Origin of the sequence: Saccharothrix variisporea, assembly GCF_003634995.1 — a bacterium.
Lineage (GTDB): Bacteria > Actinomycetota > Actinomycetes > Mycobacteriales > Pseudonocardiaceae > Actinosynnema > Actinosynnema variisporeum.
The window spans coordinates 3,550,042-3,568,312 of the sequence record NZ_RBXR01000001.1 but is presented as its reverse complement, the minus strand read 5'-3'; the positions used below and the strand labels follow the sequence as shown (position 1 = coordinate 3,568,312).

At 72.0% G+C, this 18,271-nt stretch carries 19 protein-coding genes; 12 read left to right on the top strand and 7 right to left on the bottom strand.

Annotation, left to right across the window (positions count from 1 at the left end; translation table 11 throughout):
- Nucleotides 1-32: 32 nt before the first annotated feature.
- Nucleotides 33-224: a ferredoxin gene (locus tag DFJ66_RS15740; RefSeq protein ID WP_121222087.1), complete on the bottom strand. Its 192-nt coding sequence runs from the start codon at nt 222-224 to the stop codon at nt 33-35.
- Complete coding sequence (locus tag DFJ66_RS15735; RefSeq protein WP_121222084.1) at nt 221-1,420, bottom strand: cytochrome P450; 1,200 nt, start codon at nt 1,418-1,420, stop codon at nt 221-223. Before DFJ66_RS15735 ends, DFJ66_RS15740 begins: the two co-directional genes overlap by 4 nt.
- A 185-nt stretch (nt 1,421-1,605) precedes the next feature.
- On the opposite strand from DFJ66_RS15735, the gene DFJ66_RS15730 reads away from it, so the two are divergent.
- From DFJ66_RS15730 to DFJ66_RS15720, 3 genes are read left to right on the top strand one after another with little or no spacing between them, the layout of a single operon-like run.
- Nucleotides 1,606-2,478 carry an ABC transporter ATP-binding protein gene (locus DFJ66_RS15730; protein ID WP_121231227.1) on the top strand — a complete coding sequence of 291 codons (873 nt, stop codon included), beginning with the start codon at nt 1,606-1,608 and terminating at the stop codon, nt 2,476-2,478.
- Nucleotides 2,475-3,329, top strand: coding sequence for an ABC transporter permease (locus tag DFJ66_RS15725; RefSeq protein ID WP_121222081.1), 855 nt, complete (start codon nt 2,475-2,477; stop codon nt 3,327-3,329). The genes DFJ66_RS15730 and DFJ66_RS15725 overlap by 4 nt, the downstream gene beginning before the upstream one ends.
- Nucleotides 3,326-3,565, top strand: a complete 240-nt coding sequence (locus tag DFJ66_RS15720) for a helix-turn-helix transcriptional regulator (protein WP_121222079.1) — start codon at nt 3,326-3,328, stop codon at nt 3,563-3,565. Before DFJ66_RS15725 ends, DFJ66_RS15720 begins: the two co-directional genes overlap by 4 nt.
- Nucleotides 3,566-3,572: 7 nt before the next feature.
- Here DFJ66_RS15720 and DFJ66_RS15715 read toward each other — a convergent pair whose 3' ends face one another.
- The gene (locus DFJ66_RS15715) at nt 3,573-4,151 is read right to left on the bottom strand and encodes a TetR/AcrR family transcriptional regulator (protein WP_121222077.1); all 579 of its coding nucleotides are present in this window, start codon (nt 4,149-4,151) and stop codon (nt 3,573-3,575) included.
- Nucleotides 4,152-4,210: 59 nt separating this feature from the next.
- Here DFJ66_RS15715 and DFJ66_RS15710 point away from each other — a divergent pair, with 59 nt between their 5' ends.
- Nucleotides 4,211-5,305, top strand: a complete 1,095-nt coding sequence (locus DFJ66_RS15710; RefSeq protein WP_121222075.1) for an FAD-dependent monooxygenase — start codon at nt 4,211-4,213, stop codon at nt 5,303-5,305.
- Nucleotides 5,306-5,506: 201 nt separating this feature from the next.
- Complete coding sequence (locus tag DFJ66_RS15705; protein ID WP_121222073.1) at nt 5,507-6,658, top strand: nitric oxide synthase oxygenase; 1,152 nt, start codon at nt 5,507-5,509, stop codon at nt 6,656-6,658.
- Between the two features lie 301 nt (nt 6,659-6,959).
- Here DFJ66_RS15705 and DFJ66_RS15700 read toward each other — a convergent pair whose 3' ends face one another.
- Together DFJ66_RS15700 and DFJ66_RS15695 are read right to left on the bottom strand one after the other, a co-directional pair.
- Entirely contained in the window at nt 6,960-8,993 is a 2,034-nt protein-coding gene (locus DFJ66_RS15700; protein ID WP_121222071.1) for a diguanylate cyclase domain-containing protein, read from the bottom strand.
- Nucleotides 8,994-8,999: 6 nt separating this feature from the next.
- Entirely contained in the window at nt 9,000-9,809 is an 810-nt protein-coding gene (locus DFJ66_RS15695) for an SAM-dependent methyltransferase (RefSeq protein ID WP_121222069.1), read from the bottom strand.
- Nucleotides 9,810-9,975: 166 nt separating this feature from the next.
- Here DFJ66_RS15695 and DFJ66_RS15690 point away from each other — a divergent pair, with 166 nt between their 5' ends.
- From DFJ66_RS15690 to crcB, 3 genes are read left to right on the top strand one after another with little or no spacing between them, the layout of a single operon-like run.
- On the top strand, nt 9,976-10,413 hold the full coding sequence (locus tag DFJ66_RS15690) for a MarR family winged helix-turn-helix transcriptional regulator (protein WP_121222067.1): 438 nt from the start codon (nt 9,976-9,978) through the stop codon (nt 10,411-10,413).
- Entirely contained in the window at nt 10,403-10,855 is a 453-nt protein-coding gene (locus tag DFJ66_RS15685; RefSeq protein ID WP_121222065.1) for a CrcB family protein, read from the top strand. Before DFJ66_RS15690 ends, DFJ66_RS15685 begins: the two co-directional genes overlap by 11 nt.
- A complete protein-coding gene (gene crcB, locus DFJ66_RS15680) occupies nt 10,852-11,208 on the top strand; it encodes a fluoride efflux transporter CrcB (protein ID WP_121222063.1) in 357 nt (118 codons plus the stop codon). Before DFJ66_RS15685 ends, crcB begins: the two co-directional genes overlap by 4 nt.
- On the opposite strand, the gene DFJ66_RS15675 is transcribed toward crcB, so the two are convergent.
- Entirely contained in the window at nt 11,184-13,445 is a 2,262-nt protein-coding gene (locus DFJ66_RS15675) for a HelD family protein (RefSeq protein ID WP_121222061.1), read from the bottom strand. The two genes, crcB and DFJ66_RS15675, sit on opposite strands and share 25 nt — an antisense overlap.
- Before the next feature lie 165 nt (nt 13,446-13,610).
- Between DFJ66_RS15675 and DFJ66_RS15670 the strand changes: the two genes are divergently transcribed.
- Nucleotides 13,611-14,516: an NAD(P)-dependent oxidoreductase gene (locus tag DFJ66_RS15670; RefSeq protein WP_121222059.1), complete on the top strand. Its 906-nt coding sequence runs from the start codon at nt 13,611-13,613 to the stop codon at nt 14,514-14,516.
- On the opposite strand, the gene DFJ66_RS15665 is transcribed toward DFJ66_RS15670, so the two are convergent.
- Entirely contained in the window at nt 14,485-15,318 is an 834-nt protein-coding gene (locus tag DFJ66_RS15665; RefSeq protein WP_121231225.1) for an SGNH/GDSL hydrolase family protein, read from the bottom strand. The two genes, DFJ66_RS15670 and DFJ66_RS15665, sit on opposite strands and share 32 nt — an antisense overlap.
- Nucleotides 15,319-15,453: 135 nt before the next feature.
- Here DFJ66_RS15665 and DFJ66_RS15660 point away from each other — a divergent pair, with 135 nt between their 5' ends.
- The 3 genes from DFJ66_RS15660 (at nt 15,454) to DFJ66_RS15650 (ending at nt 18,249) form a co-directional block, all read left to right on the top strand.
- Nucleotides 15,454-16,671 carry a PucR family transcriptional regulator gene (locus tag DFJ66_RS15660; RefSeq protein ID WP_121222057.1) on the top strand — a complete coding sequence of 406 codons (1,218 nt, stop codon included), beginning with the start codon at nt 15,454-15,456 and terminating at the stop codon, nt 16,669-16,671.
- 19 nt (nt 16,672-16,690) lie between these two features.
- A complete protein-coding gene (locus DFJ66_RS15655; RefSeq protein WP_246029769.1) occupies nt 16,691-17,374 on the top strand; it encodes a hypothetical protein in 684 nt (227 codons plus the stop codon).
- Between the two features lie 269 nt (nt 17,375-17,643).
- Nucleotides 17,644-18,249: a TetR/AcrR family transcriptional regulator gene (locus DFJ66_RS15650; RefSeq protein ID WP_121222055.1), complete on the top strand. Its 606-nt coding sequence runs from the start codon at nt 17,644-17,646 to the stop codon at nt 18,247-18,249.
- The last annotated feature ends 22 nt before the right edge of the window (nt 18,250-18,271 follow it).

Below are 18,271 nucleotides of genomic sequence, written 5' to 3'. Positions count from 1 at the left end.
CGCCGGCAACCAGCCGGCGGCCCGAGCCCGTGTTACTCGATCACCTTGATGGCCCCCGCCGGGCACAGGTGGGCGGCCTCGCGGGCCTCCCGTTCGTGTCCGGTCGGGGTCGGGTTGAGCAGGACGACCGTGCCGTCGTCGTCCGACTGGTCGAAGACCTCCGGGTCGGTCAGCGCGCACATGCCCGAGCCCGCGCAGCGGTCCGGGTCCACCTCGATCCTCATGAGAACGTCACCGGCAGCTTGTGCACGCCGTAGATGGCCATGTCGTCCCTCATCGGCACCTCCGAGGCCGGCACCGCGAGCCGCAGGTCCGGGAACTCGCGGAACAGGGCGTTGAACCCCACGCGCATCTCGATGCGCGCCAACTGCTGGCCCAGGCACTGGTGCACGCCGTGCCCGAAGGCCACGTGGCCGGTCGCCGGCCGGTGGATGTCGAACTCCTCCGGGCGGTCGAACTTGGCCGGGTCGCGGTTGGCGGCCATCACCGAGATGCTGACCGGCTCGCCCGCCTTGACGGTGACCCCGCCCAGTTCCACGTCCTCCAGGGCGACCCTGGACGCGCCGAACTGGACGATCGACAGGTACCGCATCAGCTCCTCGACCGTGTTGTCGATCAAGGACGGGTCGGCCTTCAGCGCCGCCAGCTGCTCGGGGTGGCCGAGCAGGGTGAGCGTGCCGATGCCGAGCATGTTCGCGGTCGTCTCGTGGCCGGCGACGAGCAGGAGGAGCCCCATGTTGGCGACTTCCTCGTCGGTCAGCTCGCCGGTCTGGATCAGACCCGTGAGCATGTCGTCGCCCGGCTCGTCGTGCTTGCGCCGCACGAGGTCCGCGACGAAGTCCTCGATCCGCTCGAAGGCCGCCCTGATCTCGGCGAACTCCTTGGTCAGGGTGAACAGCGCCTTCGTGTTCCGCTGGAACGACTCGCGCTCCTCGTAGGACACCCCCAGCAGCTCGCAGATCACCATCGACGGCACCGGCAGCGCGAACGCCTCCACGAGGTCGACGCCCGGCCCCTGTGCCCGCACGTCGGCCAGGTGGTCGCGCACGATGGCCTCGATCCGGGGGATGAGCTGGTTCATCCGCCGGACGGTGAACTGGCCGGTCAGCAGCCGCCGGTACTTGGCGTGCTCCTGGCCGTCCATGTTGATGAACATGCCGGGCTTGGCCGGCGGCTGTTGCGGGATGGGTTTGCCGCCCGCCCGGATCGGCGAGTGCTGTAGCTCGGCCCGGTTGCTGAACCGGTTGTCGGCCAGCACCTCCCGCGCGAGCGCGTGGCTGGTCACCAGCCACCCCAGGGTGCCGTCCGGGAACGCCAGCCGGCTGATGGGTTCGGTCTCGCGCAACACCCCCAGTTCCGCGGGCGGGTCCAGCGGTGAGCTGCGAGTCGTGGGCAGCTCGGGGTACAGCGTTTCGGTCATCTCGCACACCTCCCAGTGCGTCGGGGACCTGCTTTGCAAGCTACAGAAGATTCACGAACTCGTGAAGTAAATAAGCCGTAAGTGAAGGGAGCTAGTACGAGATGTAGTAGGTGTGCTACAAACTGCACGAGAACTTCGACAGGGGGAGGTGAGGAGTCTTGGTCATCGAAGTGCGCGACCTGCGGATGCGCTACGGCACGACGGACGTCCTGCGCGGGGTGGACTTCACGGCCGAGCGCGGCGAGGTGGTCGCGCTGCTCGGGCCGAACGGGGCGGGCAAGACCACGACGATCGAGATCCTGGAGGGCTTCCGGATGCCCTCCGCCGGCCACGTCCGGGTGCTGGGCGTGGACCCGGCCAAGGGGGACGAGCTGTGGCGCGCGAAGCTGGGCGTGGTGCTCCAGTCGTGGCGCGACCACGCCCGGTGGAAGGTCCGCGACCTGCTGGACCACCTCGGCCGGTACTACGCGCCCTACGGCACGCCCGAGCGGACCCGGCCGTTCGACACCGACGAGCTGATCAAGACCGTCGGCCTGGAGGAGCACGCGGGCAAGAAGAGCGGCCGGCTCTCCGGCGGTCAGCGCCGCCGCCTGGACGTCGCGATCGGCATCGTCGGCAAGCCCGAGCTGCTGTTCCTGGACGAGCCGACCGCGGGCTTCGACCCGCACGCCCGCCGCGACTTCCACGACCTGGTGCACCGGCTGTCCGACCTGGAGGGCATGACCATCCTGCTCACCACGCACGACCTGGCCGAGGCGGAGAAGCTCGCCGACCGCATCCTGGTGCTCGCGGGCGGGAGGATCATCGCCGACGGCAGCCCGGACCAGCTCAGCCGGCAGGTCGAGGGCCAGTCCGAGGTCCGCTGGACCCAGGACGGCGTGCGGCACGTGCACGCCACCGACGACGCCACCGGGTTCGTGCGCACGTTGCTGGCCCAGCACACCGCGGGCATCACGGAGCTGGAGGTGCGGCGCAGCACCCTGGAGGACACGTACCTGGAGCTGGTGCAGCGGTTCGAGAGCGGCCAGATGGCCGGGCAGGAGGTGGCGGCGCTGTGAACCCGACGATGCACGCGGTCCGACTCGGACTCCAACGCGGCCGGCTGGAGTTCCGCCACTCGCTGGGCAGCTCGGACCAGGTGTACAACATCCTCATCGCCGTCGCCTACACGCTCGTCCTGTGGTTCCAGCACGACTCGGTGGTCGAGGGCAGCCCGCTGTCGCTGGCGGCGTTGTCGCTGCCCAGCATGATCGGCGCGTCGGTCGCGTTCGGCGGCCTGGTCGGCCCGGCGGGTCAGCTCTCGCTCAACCGCGAGGACGGGACGTTGCTGCGCGCCAAGGCCGTGCCCAACGGCATGGTCGGGTACGTGGTGGGCCGGGTCGTGCAGACGTCCCTGGACATCTCCTTCGGCCTCGTCGTCGGCATCCTGCCCGCGTTGCTGCTGATCCCCAACCTGACCGACGCGGGCCTCCTGGACTGGCTCGCGGTGCTGCCCGTGCTGCTGCTCGGCCTGGCGGCGACCCTGCCGTGGGGCGCCATCGCGGGGTCGATCGCGAAGAGCCCGCAGGGCGCGATGGGCTTCACGATGCTGCCGATGATGGGCGTCGTGGCGATCTCGGGCATCTTCTACCCGATCCAGGCGCTCCCGGGCTGGTTGCAGGGGCTGGGTCAGGTCTTCCCGGTGTACTGGGTGGGCGTGGGCGCGCGGTCGGCCCTGCTGCCCGACGCGGCGGCGGCCACCGAGATCGGCGGGTCGTGGCGGACGCTGGAGATGGTCGGCGTGCTGGGGGTGTGGGCGGTGGTCGGCTTCCTGCTCGCGCCTACGATCCTGCGACGGATGGCCCGTCGCGAGTCGGGTGCGGACATGGAGCAGCGCAGGCAAGCCGCGTTGCAGAGGGGCATGGGGTGAGCGAAACCGTCTACAACCGGATCGCGATGCTGCGTGCGGAACGCGGCGTCTCCCGCCGGCAGCTCTCCGAGGCCCTCGGGATCCACTACCAGACCGTGGGCTACCTGGAGCGCGGCGAGTACAGCCCGAGCCTGTTCCTCGCGCTGCGCATCGCGCAGTACTTCGAGGTGCCGGTGGAAGTGGTCTTCTCGACCGACCCGTTCCCCCGGCTGGGCAGCGGCGAACGATCCGCTTGAGACGGTCCTAGGTGCCGAACACCCCGCGCAGGGCCGCGCGGACGGCGGCGGCCAGTTCCGCCACGGACTCGGGGCTGCCCGGTGCCGGCGCGCCCAGCGCCCCGGCGCCGACCAGGCGGTCGAACAGCAGTCCGTCCAGGAACGCCACCATCGCGCGGCCCTGCGCCTCGGCGTCCGGCACGCCGGCGCGTTCGAGCATCTCCCTGGCCATGACGCGCGCCCGGGCGCCGTGGGCGAGGATGCCGCGCAGTTCCGGGTGGTGGGTGGCCTCCAGCAGGCACGCGTAGCGCGCGAGGGTGCGGTCCCGCGCGGTGGTCATCCACGTGTCCAGCACGCGGGCCATGCCCTCGGCCAGCGCGTCGAGGTCGGTCAGACCGGCCAGCGCGGTGACGTCGAGCGCGTCCAGGTCCGCCAACCGCCGCACCAGCCCCTCCACCAGCGCTTTGCGCGTGCGGAAGTACGCGGACGTCGAACCCTGCGGCAGACCGGCAGCCGCGTCCACCGCCCGGTGGGTCAGGCCCCGCATGCCCTTGGTCGCCACGACGTGCACGGCGGCGTCCGCGATGAGCGTCACCCGGTCCGACACCCGACCACCTCCTTCTACAGCTGTAGAGTAGCTTCTACACCTGTAGAAGGGCGGCGGACATGCGAGCAGCGATCGTCGGAGGCGGGCTCGGCGGAGTGGCGGCGGCGGTCGCGCTGCGCAAGGTCGGCTGGGACGTCGTCGTCCTGGAGCGCGCCCCGGAGTTCGGCGAGGTCGGCGCCGGGATCGGCATGATGCCCAACGCCATGCGCGCGCTCGACGCTCTCGGGCTCGCCGACCAGGTGCGGCGGATCGGCACGCCGAAGGTCGCCGGTGGCGTGCGGGACCTCTCGGGCCGGTCGCTGGTCCGGGTCGCCGCCGGGGAGCACGTCGTCGCCGTGCACCGGGCGGACCTGCACCGGGTCCTGCGCTCGGCGCTGCCCGAGCGGTGCCTGGTCACCGACACCGAGGTCACCTCGACCGACGACCTCGACGCCGACCTGGTGGTGGGCGCGGACGGCATCCGCAGCCGCGTGCGGGAGGCGCTGTTCCCCGACCTGCCCCGACCGGTCTACGCGGGCGCGACGGCGTGGCGGAGCGTGACGGCGGTGCCGTTCGCGCGCGAGCTGGAGATCGGGCAGACGCTCGGCCTCGGGACGGAGTTCGGCATCCTCCCGCTGGGGGACGGCCGGGTCTACTGGTACGCCGCCACCCTCGCGCCGCCCGGCGGGACGTCGACCGACCTGGCCGAGGTCCGGCGGCTGGCCGGCCACTGGCACCACCCGATCCCCGCCCTGCTCGACGCGACCCCGCCGGACACCGTGCTGCGCCACGACGTCCACGAACTGCGCACCCCGCCGCCGTCCTACGTGCGCGGCAGGGTCGCGCTGCTCGGCGACGCCGCCCACGCCATGACCCCCTACCTGGGACAAGGGGCGTGCACGGCGATCGAGGACGGCGTGGTGCTGGCGTCCGCGCTGGCCCGGTTCGGCACGGTTCCCGAGGCGCTGACCCACTACGACCGCGAACGCCGGCCACGGGGGCGAAAAGTGGCCCGGATGTCCCGGCTGGCCGGCCGGTTCGGGCACCACCTGCGCCACCCGCTCGCCGTCACCGCGCGCAACACCGTCCTCCGTGCGCTGCCGACGAGCGCGGCCGTCCGGGGCATGTCCACCTTCACCGCTTGGCGGGCCCCACAGCTGTCACCCGATAGGTGAAAAATGCACCGTGACGCAAATCACGGATCACCGGCGTGAGTCGAGCGGGTAACGATCCAATATCACTCGTTTTCGCAGGATTCCTCACACTTTTGCCGGATCAAGCACTCACCGTGCGGCACTGATCGCCGGGCGTGTCGGCCTTCGGGTGCCCGACACGGCGGTGCACCGACCACGAAAGTGCAACTACGGTGTCGCGCCATGGCCCCCGTCCCCGCATGTCCGACTGAAGCCATCCCCCTGCGCACCACCACCGTCGACCTCGCCGAGGCCGACGACTTCATCCGCCTGCACCACTCCGAGCACCCCGAGCTCGGCCCCGTCGAGCACCGCCTGGCCGAGGTCCACGCGGAGGTCGCCGCGACCGGCACCTACCGGCACACCGAGGCCGAGCTGACCTTCGGCGCGCGCGTGGCGTGGCGCAACAGCGCACGCTGCATCGGCCGGCTGTACTGGCGCAGCCTCAAGGTCCGCGACCTGCGGGACCTGCGCGACCCGAAGGAGGTCGCCGACGAGTGCGTCGAACACCTCAAGCTCGCCACGAACGGCGGCAAGGTCCGCCCGGTGATCACCGTGTTCGCCCCCGACGAGCCCGGCCAGCCCGGCCCGCGCATCCGCAACGAGCAGCTGGTCCGGTACGCGGGCTACCGGGGCCCGGACGGCGGCGTCCTCGGCGACCGCCGCAACGCCGACCTGACCGACCACGTCATCGGCATGGGCTGGCGCCCCCCGACCCAGCGCGGCCCGTTCGACGTGCTGCCGCTGGTCGTGGAACGCGAGGACACCGACCCGTACCTGCTGGAACTGCCCAGGGACGCGGTCATGGAGGTCCCGATCAGCCACCCCGAGTACCCGTGGCTGGCGGACCTGGGCCTGCGCTGGCACGCCGTGCCGGCCATCAGCAACATGCGCCTGCGCATCGGCGGCGTGGACTACCCGGCGGCCCCGTTCAACGGCTGGTACATGGGCACGGAGATCGGCGCGCGCAACTTCGCCGACACCGACCGGTACGACCTGCTGCCGTACCTGGGCAAGCGGATGGGCCTGGACACGTCCAAGGTGCAGACCCTGTGGCGGGACCGGGTGCTGGTCGAGCTGAACCGGGCGGTGCTGCACTCGTTCGCGGAGGCGGGGGTGACCATCACCGACCACCACACCGAGTCCGACCGTTTCCTGACGCACCTGAAGAAGGAGGAGGCGGCGGGACGGAGCTGCCCGGCAGACTGGACGTGGATCGTGCCGCCGATGTCGAGCGGGATCACCAGCGTGTTCCACCGGTACTACGACAAGCGCGAACTGGTGCCCAACTTCTTCCCCGGCGACACCAAGGGCGTCTGCCCGATCATCCACTGACCCCCCGCCCTCCAGGCGCGCGAAGCGCGCTGTGCCGTGGTGACCACCACAGGTGGAGGGCCTCGGTTCCCCCGCCGTATGGCCTGCCCGAAGGGCTACCACACTTCGGGTCGGGTGTAGCCGAAAATCTTGTGAGGAACGAGCAAGATTTTTAGCGGCACCCGGCCCGAAGTGTGGTTGGCTCCGCCAGGCCATACGGCGGGGGAACCGACGCCCTTCACCCCCCGCTGGCGGCCTGCCGCGCGGCGAGCGCCGCTTGTAATCTTTTGATCTTTCAATCTTTTGATCTTGAGAGCGAGAGTCAGAGCTCGTACCCGGGCAGCGGCTCGCCGGTGAACGGTCCAAAAGCGGCGTCGGCTTCCCGCTTCCCCCACCACTCCGCGAGTTCCGGCGTGGGCACGTCCGGCACGTACACCGCGTACCCGGAGGCGCGGATGGTGCTGATCATCAGGCCGATGGCCTGGTGCGGCAGCGACTCCTCCTCCACCGCCAACCGCCGCACCACCGAGGGCGCCAGCACGAGCGCGTCCACGGGCAGTTCACCCAACAACGACAGCTCCGCCTGGCCACCGTTGAACCCGGACAGGGCCAGGGCGATGCCCATCTCCCGCAGCACCTCCGCGTTGTCACCCGGCTCGTCCAGCATGGCGCGGGTGTCCAGGTACAGGCGCAGGGACGCCCCGGGTAAACCGGTCTCGTCCAGGACCCGTTTCACCGTGGCCACCAGGTCCTCGTCACGGGACTGCATGGGCGACAGCTCGACGTGCAGGGCGCCCGCCGACCAGACCGAAGCGGCTTCAGCGGCTTCGCGCAACGCCCACTGGCCCAGCTTCAAGGACAAGCCGTTCGCCTCGGCCATCTCGACGCACTCGCGGTGCTCCAGGTCGTCCCAGCGCAGGCGGGCGACCTGCCCGACAGCGGTCCTGGACGCCAAGTCCACGACCGGGCGGAACTCGACCTCGAGCTCCGAATCGCGCAGGGCGCCGGGCATCCGCGCGGCCCGGCCCAGCCAGGTCCGGGAGCGGGTGTCCTCGGGGCGGTCGTAGGTCTGCCACTGGCCCTTGCCCTTCGCCTTGGCTCGGCGGAGGGTGGCGTTGGCGGCGCGGAGCAGTTCGTCCACGGGCCACGAAGCGGCCGGGCGGTCCACCACGCCGATCCCGGCGCTCAGAGCGGCACCGCTGGGCATGGGGGCTTCCAGGGCGGCGGTGATCCGCTCGACCACTTGCGGGACCTTGGGGGTCTCCGGGCGGTTGGCGACGACCACCGCGAACTCGTCGCCGCCGATCCGGGCCACCACGGCCTGCTCGCCGGAGAAGGTGTTCTTCAAGCGCCGGGCCACCTCGCGCAGCAGGTCGTCGCCCGCCTGGTGGTCCAGGCCGTTGTTGACCACGGAGAACGCGTCGAGGTCCAGGTGGTAGAGGGTGATGCCGTCCGGGGCGGACTTGTGCATCGCCTCCAGCCGGGTGGCGAAGTGCTGCCGGTTGGACAGGCCGGTCAGCGAGTCGTGCAGGAGCTGGTAGTCCAGGTTCTTCTGGAGCAGGTGCAGCTCGGTGACGTCCTCGGCCATCGTCACGTGGTACGCGGGAGCGCCGTCGGCGTCGCGCAGCAGGGACACGGCCAGGTGCACCCAGACGGGGTCGCCGTCGCCGCCGACCAGTCGCCGCTGCTCGCGGAAGCGGTCCACGCGGCCCGCGCCCACCGCCCGGTACTTCCCGGCCAGGGCCTCGCGGTCGTCGGGGTGGAAGACCTCGATGAGCTTGCGGCCCGGCAGCTCCGCGTGCGGGGTGCCCAGCATCTCGGCCAGCGCCTGGTTGGCCTGCACGCACACCCCGCGCAGGTCGGTGATCGCGATGCCGAACGCGGCGGTGGTGAACACCTCGCGGAACCGGCTCTCGCTGACCTTCGCCACCCGTTCGGCGCGGGTCTTGGCGGCCATCAGCGCGCGCTTGATCTCCTCCTGCTGGTCGAAGGCGTCCAGGCGCATGGCGATGGCGAAGCTGGTGCTGAGGCTGCCCAGGATGGCGACGACCTTCTCCGGCAGCTGCGGCACGTCCTCCAGCTCGGGCGTGAACAGCAGGGTCCGGCCGAGCACCTCGACCGTGCGCTGCAACGTGTCCGGCCCGTTGAAGTGCGCTTTCACCAGCCGTTCGCCGACCACCGCGACCGGCTCGACGGTGAACGGGTCGGCCTGCACGGCGTCGGCGATCACGTCGACCAGGCCGCGCAGGAACCGCTCGATCTCCGCCGGGGACAACGGCACGTAGGCCGTCGGGTAGACGGCCCGCATCCACTCCCGGGCGAGCTCCTCCCGCCGGGGTCTAGCCGGTGGTGTCACGTGGCTTCACCGCTTGTGACCGACGCCTGCGAGGATGCCCGCCCGCTCCGGGTCGTCGCGCCCGGCGATCTCCGCCTCCGGCCGCCACAGCGGCAGCGGCACCACGCCCGGCGGCACGACCTCGAAGCCCTCGAACAGCGCGGTGATCTCCGCGCGGGTGCGGGGGAAGACCGGGTTCATGCTCTTCTTCATCACCTCGACGACCCCCGCCATCTCCACGGGCTGCAGGTCCGACGTGAACTGCGACAACGCCAACGCGCTGCCGGGTGCGACGGCGTCCCGGTAGGTCGCGAGGACGCCGACCGGGTCGCGTTCGGGCGGCACGAAGTGGAACACCCCGACGGCCAGCACGCCGACCGGTTCGGCGAGGTCCAGCAGCCCGGTGCGGTGGGCGGCGGCCAGCACGGCGTCGGGCTCGGTCACGTCCTCCTGCACGATGGTGGCCCGGTCCACGTGCTCCAGCGTCATCCGGCTGTGCGCGACGGCGACGTCCTCGAAGTCGACGTAGACCACGCGGGCGTCCGGCGCGGCCCGGTGCGCCACCTCGTGCACGTTGCCCACGGTCGGGATGCCCGAGCCCAGGTCGAGGAACTGGCGGATGCCGTGGTCGAGCAGGTGCAGCACGGCCCGGCGCAGGAACGCCCGGTTGAGCCGGGCGATGGTGCGCGCGTTGGGCTGCACGAGCAGCAGCTCCTCCGCCAGCGCGCGGTCGGTGGCGAAGTTGTGGCCGCCGCCGAGCAGGTAGTCGCACAGGCGCGCGGCGCTGGCGAGGCCCGGGTCCACGTCGTCCGGGACCCAGTTCGCGTTCCGCGCCACACCGCTCTCCGTCGTCCGCCCGTTGCTCCCGGGTGCAGCGTACTGAGCGGACGACACCTGTCGGCAGAACCCGCGCCCGCTTGTCCCTGATCGGCGTACGCGGGGATGGTCCGGCGATCACGCTGCGTGGGATCCCGCGATGTGGACGCCCCAGTACCATTCGCCCATGTCAGACGAGGCACGCACGCTCACCGACGTGGTCACCCGGTTGCGCCGGGCCCTGCGCACCAGCATCCGGTCGGAATGGCCGTGGGACTCGCTGCCGATGGCCCAGGTCGAGCTGCTCCAGACGCTGGCGGAGCGCCCGCCGATGCGCGTCGGCGACCTCGCCGCCGAGCTGCGGCTCGCGCCGAACACCGTCAGCGGGCTGGTCGGCCAGCTCATCGAAGGCGGTCTCGTCGCGCGCGGCGGCGACCCGACCGACCGGCGCGTCGCGCGGCTGTCGGTGACGCCGCACGGGCACGAGCAGCTGGCCGTCTGGCAGGCCGCGCACGAGAAGCGCATCGGGGCCGCGCTGGACAAGCTGGAACCGGGGGAGCGGGCGGACGTGGTGCGCGCGCTGTCCGCTTTGGACCACCTGGTAGACCACCTGCGTGCCCACTGAACACCCGCGTCCCGAACCGGTGGACCCGGACGTCGACCTGCACGTCCCGGCCCAACGCCAGGAGCTGGCGCGCACGCACGGCGGTGTGCTCGCCGTGATCGCCCTCGGCGGCGGTCTGGGCGGCCTGGCCCGCTACGGCGTGGGCCTGCTCGTGCCGGGGGTGTGGGCGACGCTCGCGGTCAACGTGGTCGGCGGCGCGCTGCTCGGCGTGCTCATGGTGCTGATCACCGAGAAGTGGCGGGCGCACCCGCTGGCGCGGCCGTTCCTCGGCGTCGGCGTGCTGGGCGGGTTCACCACGTTCTCCACCTACACCAACGACTTCCGGCACCTGCTGGTGCCCGGTGGCGTGCCGGACGCGTTCGCCTACCTCGTGCTGACGCTGGTCGCCGCCGTGGGCGCGACCGCGCTGGCCGTGGCGCTGACCCGGAGGGCGGTCGCGTGACGGCCCTGCTGGTCTTCCTCGGCGCGGCCGCCGGGGCGCCGCTGCGCTACCTCGTGGACCGGTTCGTGCAGTCCCGCCACGACACCGTCTTCCCGTGGGGCACGCTCACCGTGAACGTGGCGGGCTCGTTCGTCCTGGGCTGCCTCGCGGGCGCGGCCGTCGACCCGGCGACGGCGGCGCTGCTGGGCACCGGGTTCTGCGGCGGCCTGACCACCTACAGCACGTTCGGCTTCGAAACCGTGCGGCTGCTGGAGAACCGCGCCCACTTCCACGCCGTCGCCAACGTCGTGATCAGCGTCGTCGCCGGGGTGGGCGCGGCCCTCCTGGGCTACACGGTGCTCGCCGACCTCTGAGCCAGCCGGTCCAGCACGGCCGGCAGCTCGCCCTCGTGCACGACGCCCAGCCGCTGCGTGGCCCGGGTCAGCGCCACGTACAGGTCGCTCGCGCCGCGTGGCGACTCGGCGAGGATGCCCGCCGGGTCCACCACGAGCACGGAGTCGAACTCCAGGCCCTTGGCGTCGACCACGCCGAGCACGACGACCTGCGCGTCGAGGTCGTCCGACGCGCCCGGCACGACCGCGCGCAGCTCCGCGACCCGCGCGGCGGGCACGATCACCGCCAGCTTGCCGTCCCCGATGGCCGCGACCTCCTCCGCGACCAGGTCGGGCAGCGCCGACTCCGCCGAGGACACCTTCGCGCTCCACGGCTCGTGCCCGCTGTCGCGGACCGACGTCGGCGGCACCAGGTCCGGGTCCACGCTCGCCAGCACGTCCGCCGCGACGGCCATGATCTCCGACGGCGTGCGGTAGTTGACCGTCAGCTCGGTGAGCTTCCAGCGGTCCATCACGTACGGCGAGAGCACCTCGTGCCACGACGACGCGCCCGCGATGTCGCCGGTCTGGGCGATGTCGCCGACGACCGTCATGGACTTGCTGGGGCAGCGGCGCATCAGCGTCCGCCACGCCATCGGGGACAGCTCCTGCGCCTCGTCCACGATGATGTGCCCGAACGTCCACGTCCGATCCGCCGCCGCGCGCTCGGCCGCGGTCTCGTAGCGCTCCACGCCGTGCCGCTCGGCCAGCCGGTAGGCGTCGACCAGGTCGGTGGCCATCAGGATCTCGGGGTCGGCGTCGTCCTCCAGGTCGAGGATGTCCAGCACGCCCTGCGCGTAGTCGATCGCCTGGCGGCGTTGGCGCTCCGCGCGGGCCTTGGCCTCGGTGTCGTCCTCGCCGAGCAGCTCGGCGGCCTCGTCCAGCAGCGGCACGTCGGCCGGGGTCCACGCCGACCCGCGCGGGCGGGCGAGCAGGGCGCGTTCCTCCGGGGACAGCTTGGGCGTGGCCTTGGCGAGCAGCTTCGGGGTGGCGTAGAGGTCCTCGAGGAGCCGTTGCGGGGTCAGCGTCGGCCACAGGCGTTCCACGGCCGCCTGGACCTCGGGGTCCTCGCGCAGCTCGCGGCGGATGTCGTCGATGTCGGCCTGGTCCAGCAGGTGCCGGCCGAGGCGGGCCACGGCCTGGGACGCGAGGGCGGAGATGATCTCGCGCAGGAACGTGCGCCGGGCCTCGTTGTGCGGGCGGCGGGTGCGGCGGGCCCGGCCGCGGGCGGCGGTGATCGCCCGGCGGTCCAGCTTGAGCACGTCCTGCTCGAACGGGATCTCCACCAGCGCGGGCGCTTCCTGCCGGTCCTTCACCGCGTGCGCCACGACGTCGGCCATCTCGATGCGGCCCTTGAGCGCGGCGGTCTCGGCGGGCTCGCGGCCGGTCGCGGTCAGGTTCGGGAACAGCTCGCCCACGGTGGACAGCAGCACGCCGGTCTCGCCCAGCGACGGCAGCACCTGCCCGATGTAGCGCAGGAACGTCGTGTTCGGGCCGACGACCAGGACGCCGCGCTTGGCCAGCTGGCGGCGGTGCGTGTAGAGCAGGTAGGCGGCGCGGTGCAGCGCGACCGCGGTCTTGCCGGTGCCCGGACCGCCCTGCACGACGACGACGCCGTTGAGCTCGGTGCGGATGATCTTGTCCTGCTCGGCCTGGATGGTGGCGACGATGTCGCCCATCTGGCCGGTGCGGCTGGCGTTGACCGCGGCGAGCAGGGTGGCCTCGCCGGTCAGCCCCTCGTGGCGGGTGGGGTCGACGGAGTTGATGTCCAGGACCTCGTCGTCGAACCCGACCACCTTGCGCTGCTTGGTCCGCAGGTGTCTCCTTCGACGAACCCCTTCCGGCGCGGCGGCGGTGGCCAGGTAGAACGGCCGCGCGGCGGGCGCCCGCCAGTCCATCAGCAGCGGCTCGTACTCCTTGTCCTCGTCGAACAAGCCGATCCGGCCGATGTAGAAGCGCTCACCCTCGTGGAAGTCGAGGCGCCCGAAGCACAACCCGTTCTCGACCGCGCTGTACTGGGCCAGCTGGTCGGAGTACATGGCCACCGAGGTGTCCCGCTCGGAGCGCATCTGGTGCGTTCCGCCGGTTTCCCGCAGCGCGCCGGCCAGTCGCTTGGAGCTGAGTTCGCGGAGGTCGTCCAGCCTTCCGTACAGCATCGACACGTATTCCTGCTCCGACTCGATTTCCGCGAGCCGGAGGTCATCGGAGGGGCTTGACAACGTGCCTCATTTCTGGATAGCGTGTTTTATCAGGCTGTGCCGCTTTTCGCCTGACTTCTCCCTGTGCGCGCAGAACGACCAATCTACACGGTGCCCGGCCGCCGCGCCCACGTGTTCCGACTCCCGGTTGGTGGCTCACCCGCATCCGCGCGAGGATGGCTGACCATGCGCCACGACCCCGTCTCCGTGCTCGGCCTCGGCGCGATGGGGCGGCCGATGGCCCGCAACCTCGCCCGCGCCGGCTTCCCGGTCACCGTCTGGAACCGCACGCCCGGCCGGGACGGCGAGGTGCGCGCGGCGGGCGGGACGGCCGTCGACACCCCGGCGGAAGCCGCGCTGCCCGTCGTGATCACGGTGCTGCCCGACCTGCCGGACGTCGAAGCCGTGCTGGACCGGGAAGACGGGCTGCTCGCGGGCTGGCGTGAGCGCGAAGTCGACAGGCCGCTGCTGGTCGTGATGGGCACCCACTCGCCCGAAGGCGTCCGGGAGCTCGGCGCGCGGCTGCACGACGAAGGCGTGCGGCTGGTGGACGCGCCGGTCAGCGGCGGGGACGTGGGGGCCGACGCGGGCACGTTGAGCATCATGGTCGGCGGTCACGCCGAGGACGTCCTGCGGCTCAAGCCCTACTTCGACGTGCTCGGCGACACCGTGCGGCACCTCGGGCCGCTGGGGTCCGGCCAGTTGGCCAAGGCGTGCAACCAGATCGTGGTGGCGACGACCCTCACCGGGATCTCCGAGGCACTCGCCCTGGCACAAGCCCAAGGCTTGGACGCCGAAGCGCTGCTGGACGTCCTCGCGGGCGGGCTCGCGGGCAGCACCGCCCTCGACGTCAAGCGGGACAAGTGGGTCCGGCACGACTTCGCGCCCGGCGGCAAGGCGCGGCACCAGCTCAAGGACCTCGGGTTCGCCACCGAGGCCGCACGGCAGGCGCAAGTGCCGCTGCCGGTGACCGCCGCCGTCGAGCAGCTGTACGCCGCGATGTGCGCACTCGGGCTCGGCGACGACGACCACAGCGGCGTCTACCAGGTGTACGAGACCCTCACAGGCGGCTTTCGAGCGAACCGGCGATGAACCCGCCGATGCCCGCCATGCCCCGCGCGTTCGGGTGCAGGGGAGCGGCGACGGAGGTCGGCAGCAGGCCCTCGAACCACTTCTCGCTGATCGGCGCGCACACGTCGTGACCCACGCTCGGCGGCTCGATGTCCACGAACCGGGCGCCGTGGTCGGCGGACACCTTGCCCAGCACGGTGTTCAGCCGGTGCACGGACCCCTGGAGGTAGTCGGCGTCGCGCGCCCAGATCGGCTCCTTCGGGTGGCACCCGCCGGGCCGGATGTACGTGCCGTACCCGACGACGACGATCTCCGCCTGCGGCGCCCGTGCCCGGATGGCGTCCAGGCCCGCGCCGAACTCGGCCGCGTAGGCGTCGATCTTCGCCGCGATCTGGTCACCGCCGGCGGTGAGCCGGTCCTTGCACGAGAACCCCAGCGGCTCGGGGAGCGCGTTGATGCAGCCCAGGGCCACGCCGACCAGGCCGATGTCGTTGCCGCCGATGGTGAGCGTGACCAGGTCGGTCGTCGGGGTGAGCGCGTCGAGCTGGGGCGGCTGCGGACCGGTGAACGTCAGCTGGGACGTGGTCAGGTGCTCGGTGGTCGCCCCGGAGCAGCTCACGTCCCGGAACGTCGTCGCGCCCAGCCGCGCCGCGAGGACGCTCGGCCAGTTGCGCGTCGAGCGCAGGCAACCCAGGTCCATCAGCTCCTGGTTGGGGATGAGCGGTCCGGCGGCGGCGGAGTCGCCGAGCGCCACGTACTCCAGCTCCGCGTTCCCCAGCTCGGCGGGCGCGGCTGCGGCCGTCCCCGCCCAGGTGATCGACATCGCCGCCAACAACGCCGGTAGCAGCCTGCGCACGATCGCCTCCTTCGCGTAGTCGCAAATGGGTCCGGTGACATGATGTGGCCTACAGCACGTCCGGACACCTGGGAGTTCACGCAGACTCGACGAGGAGCTGTTGTGACCCGTCACAACCTGACCATCAACGGTCAGCCGATCCACGCACGGCTGACACCGCACCGGGTGATTGCGCGCGACCTGGTCACGCGGTTCACCGCCGAGATACCGCTCTACGCGGCCCTGCCGCGCGAGGAGCTGGACGGCGACATCACCCGGATCACCGCCGCCAACCTGCGGATCGTGGCGCGGATGCTGCGCACCGGCGAGGTGCCCGGCGTGGACGAGCTGGGGGAGCTGGCCGAGTCCGCCGCCGTGCGCGCCGCCGAGGGCGTGCCGCTGGGCGCGGTGCTCGCCGCGTACAGCATGGGCCTGCGGGTGATGTGGCACGCCGTGCTCGCCGACGCCCGCCCCGACGACCTCGCCGACGCGCTCGCCGCGACCGACCTCGTGCTGCGCTACCAGGAGGTGGCGGTGTCCGTGGTGGCCACCGCGTACGCCGAGGAGCGGCAGACGATCGTCGGCCACGAGCGGGAAGCGCGCCGCGAGCTGCTGTCCGCCCTGCTGGAGGGGCGTCCCACGGCCGCGCGGGTCGGGCCGTCGCACGTCGTGGTGGTGTTCGCCTTCGCCACCCACCCGGACGAGGCGACGCCGGGCACCGGCGCGCAGATCGCCGCCCGGCGCAGGGTCCGGCGCGTGCAGGCCGAGCTGGACCCGGTCGGGCCGAACTCGGTCGACGCGCGCGGCGGCGTGGCCGTGCTGCCGCCGGAAGCCGACGTGGCCGGGCTGGTGCGGCGGCTCCAGGCGGTGGTGGACGTGCGGGCGGCGTGGGAGCGGGCGGCGACGGCCGAGCTGCCCGCCGCCCACCAGCGGGCGCGCGAGGTGCTGGACGTGGTGCTGCGGCTGGGCCGTCCGCCGGGCCTGTACCGGCTCGCGGACGTGCTGCTGGAGTACCAGCTGGGCCGGCTGACCCCGGCGACCGCGGGTCTGGCCGCGCTGCTGGACCCGTTGGACGACAACCCGGACCTGCTGCCGACCCTGGAGCTCTACCTCGCCGAGGGCCTGAATCGCCGCAGAACTGCGGCTTTGCTGCACGTCCACCCCAACACCGTCGACTACCGGCTGCGTCGGATCGTGGCGCTGACCGGTCTCGATCCGGGCAATCCGGGCGACCTCCAGCACATCGGCGCGGCGCTCGCGGCACGCCGGGTGAGGGCCGGGGCACCCGAAGAGCGGGAAACCGGAGGCACGCGGGTGAAGGCGGATCCGGCCGGCCGCTGAACCCGGCAGGGTGGAGGGGGTGAAGGAGCAGCGCCGGGAACTGGTCCGGCTGTGCCGCTGCGCGGTCGACCGGTCGCCGTGGCACCTCGGGCTCGCGGTCGTGGTGTCGGTGTGGTCGCTGGCGTGGGTGGTGGGCCAGCCGTTCGGCGCGCCGAGCCCGCTGGACGTCGTGGCCGCGCCGGTCGCGTGGGCCGGGGTCCCGGTGGGGTGGCTGGAGGCGGTGGACGCGTGGTGCGCGGGCCGCACCGGCTGGCTGGCGCCGGTCGGCGGGCTGCTGTGGGCGATGACGACCGCCCGGCGGCAGGCGCCCGCGCTGGGCGGGTGGCTGGCGGTGATGGCGGCGGCGGAGTCCGTCGGGTACGGCGCGGTGCACCGGGCGCTGCTCGCGCTCGCCGTGTTCCTGGCCGTGGTGGGGTTGGCGTCGATCCCGGGGCGGCGGGCGTTCGTCGTGGACCGGATCGCGTTGATCCCCCGGGACGTCGGCCGGGCCGCCGCGACCGCCCTCGCGCTGTCCGCCGTGGTGCCGCTGATCGCGCCCGGACTGGTGGTCGCCGGATTGCTGCGCCCCTATGTCACCCGGCCGCCGCGCCCGCGTTCTGAACGGAAAGAGGACTTGCCGGACGGGATCGGGCGCGCATTGCCGCAGCAGCGGGGACCGGACCCGGTACCGGTGCCGACGAGTTCGCGTCCGCGGTCGGGCTAGCGCCGCCCGGCCGGGTCCGCCGGCGATTCCTCCGGCGGAGAATCGTTTCATACCCAATTGTTCAGGTGTGCGCGGGCTTTGCACCTGGTCTTTTCGGCGCGGTTGTCATACAAGATGAGCGTTTCTCACATGGCAGTCCGCAGTCCTGCGCAGACGTGCGACGATCCGTGATGAAGCTGTCGCCAATCCTGTGTTTGGGATTACCGGTCCGTATCCATCAAGATGTCCGCGTGCATGAAAATCCCGCCGAAAACCGCTTAGCCAAGGTGATGCGCCGTCAGCCTGTGCAGCAGCGGGGCGCCGCGACGGTGACCGCCATTGTCGACGCGTGCGCCCAGTTGCTGAACCAGTACGACTACGACGACATCACCACAGCCCGGATCGTCGAGTTGGCCGGCGTGCCAATCGGTTCGTTCTACCAATACTTCCCGGACAAGCGTTCCGTGGTGCACGCGTTGGCGCTGCGCGGCATGGAGGAGTACCTGGCCCGGGTGGAAACCCTGTTCACCGATGGCGGGCTGTCCGCGAACTGGCGGGAAGCGGTGCAGCAGGTGGTCGCGGTCTACCTGCGCATGCTCGTCGAGATGCCCGGGTTCGGCCGGGTGCGGTTCAGCGACCTGTTCGACGGCCACCGGCTCGACGCGAGCGTCGACCAGTACGAGCTGATGGCCGAGCGGCTGCGCGAGCTGTTCGTCGGCCGCTTCTCGGTGCGCGGCGACGCGCCCGTGGCCCTGACCTTCCGCATGGCGACCCAGACCGCGGACGCCCTGTTCAAGCTCGCCGAGCGGGTGGCGCCCGACGAGCGGTCGGTGGTCCTCCGCACCGCCGACGGCGTGATCATGCGCATGCTCGCCGGCGTGTTCGACCCTGCTTGACCATGTCGCGGGGGCTGTGTCC

Coding starts and splice junctions, on each gene's coding strand:
- DFJ66_RS15740 (WP_121222087.1), bottom strand. CDS start 224: ATGAGGATCGAGGTGGACCCGGACCGCTGCGCGGGCTCGGGCATGTGC.
- DFJ66_RS15735 (WP_121222084.1), bottom strand. CDS start 1,420: ATGACCGAAACGCTGTACCCCGAGCTGCCCACGACTCGCAGCTCACCG.
- DFJ66_RS15730 (WP_121231227.1), top strand. CDS start 1,606: ATGCGCTACGGCACGACGGACGTCCTGCGCGGGGTGGACTTCACGGCC.
- DFJ66_RS15710 (WP_121222075.1), top strand. CDS start 4,211: ATGCGAGCAGCGATCGTCGGAGGCGGGCTCGGCGGAGTGGCGGCGGCG.
- DFJ66_RS15705 (WP_121222073.1), top strand. CDS start 5,507: ATGGCCCCCGTCCCCGCATGTCCGACTGAAGCCATCCCCCTGCGCACC.
- DFJ66_RS15690 (WP_121222067.1), top strand. CDS start 9,976: ATGTCAGACGAGGCACGCACGCTCACCGACGTGGTCACCCGGTTGCGC.
- DFJ66_RS15670 (WP_121222059.1), top strand. CDS start 13,611: ATGCGCCACGACCCCGTCTCCGTGCTCGGCCTCGGCGCGATGGGGCGG.
- DFJ66_RS15665 (WP_121231225.1), bottom strand. CDS start 15,318: ATGTCGATCACCTGGGCGGGGACGGCCGCAGCCGCGCCCGCCGAGCTG.
- DFJ66_RS15650 (WP_121222055.1), top strand. CDS start 17,644: ATGCGCCGTCAGCCTGTGCAGCAGCGGGGCGCCGCGACGGTGACCGCC.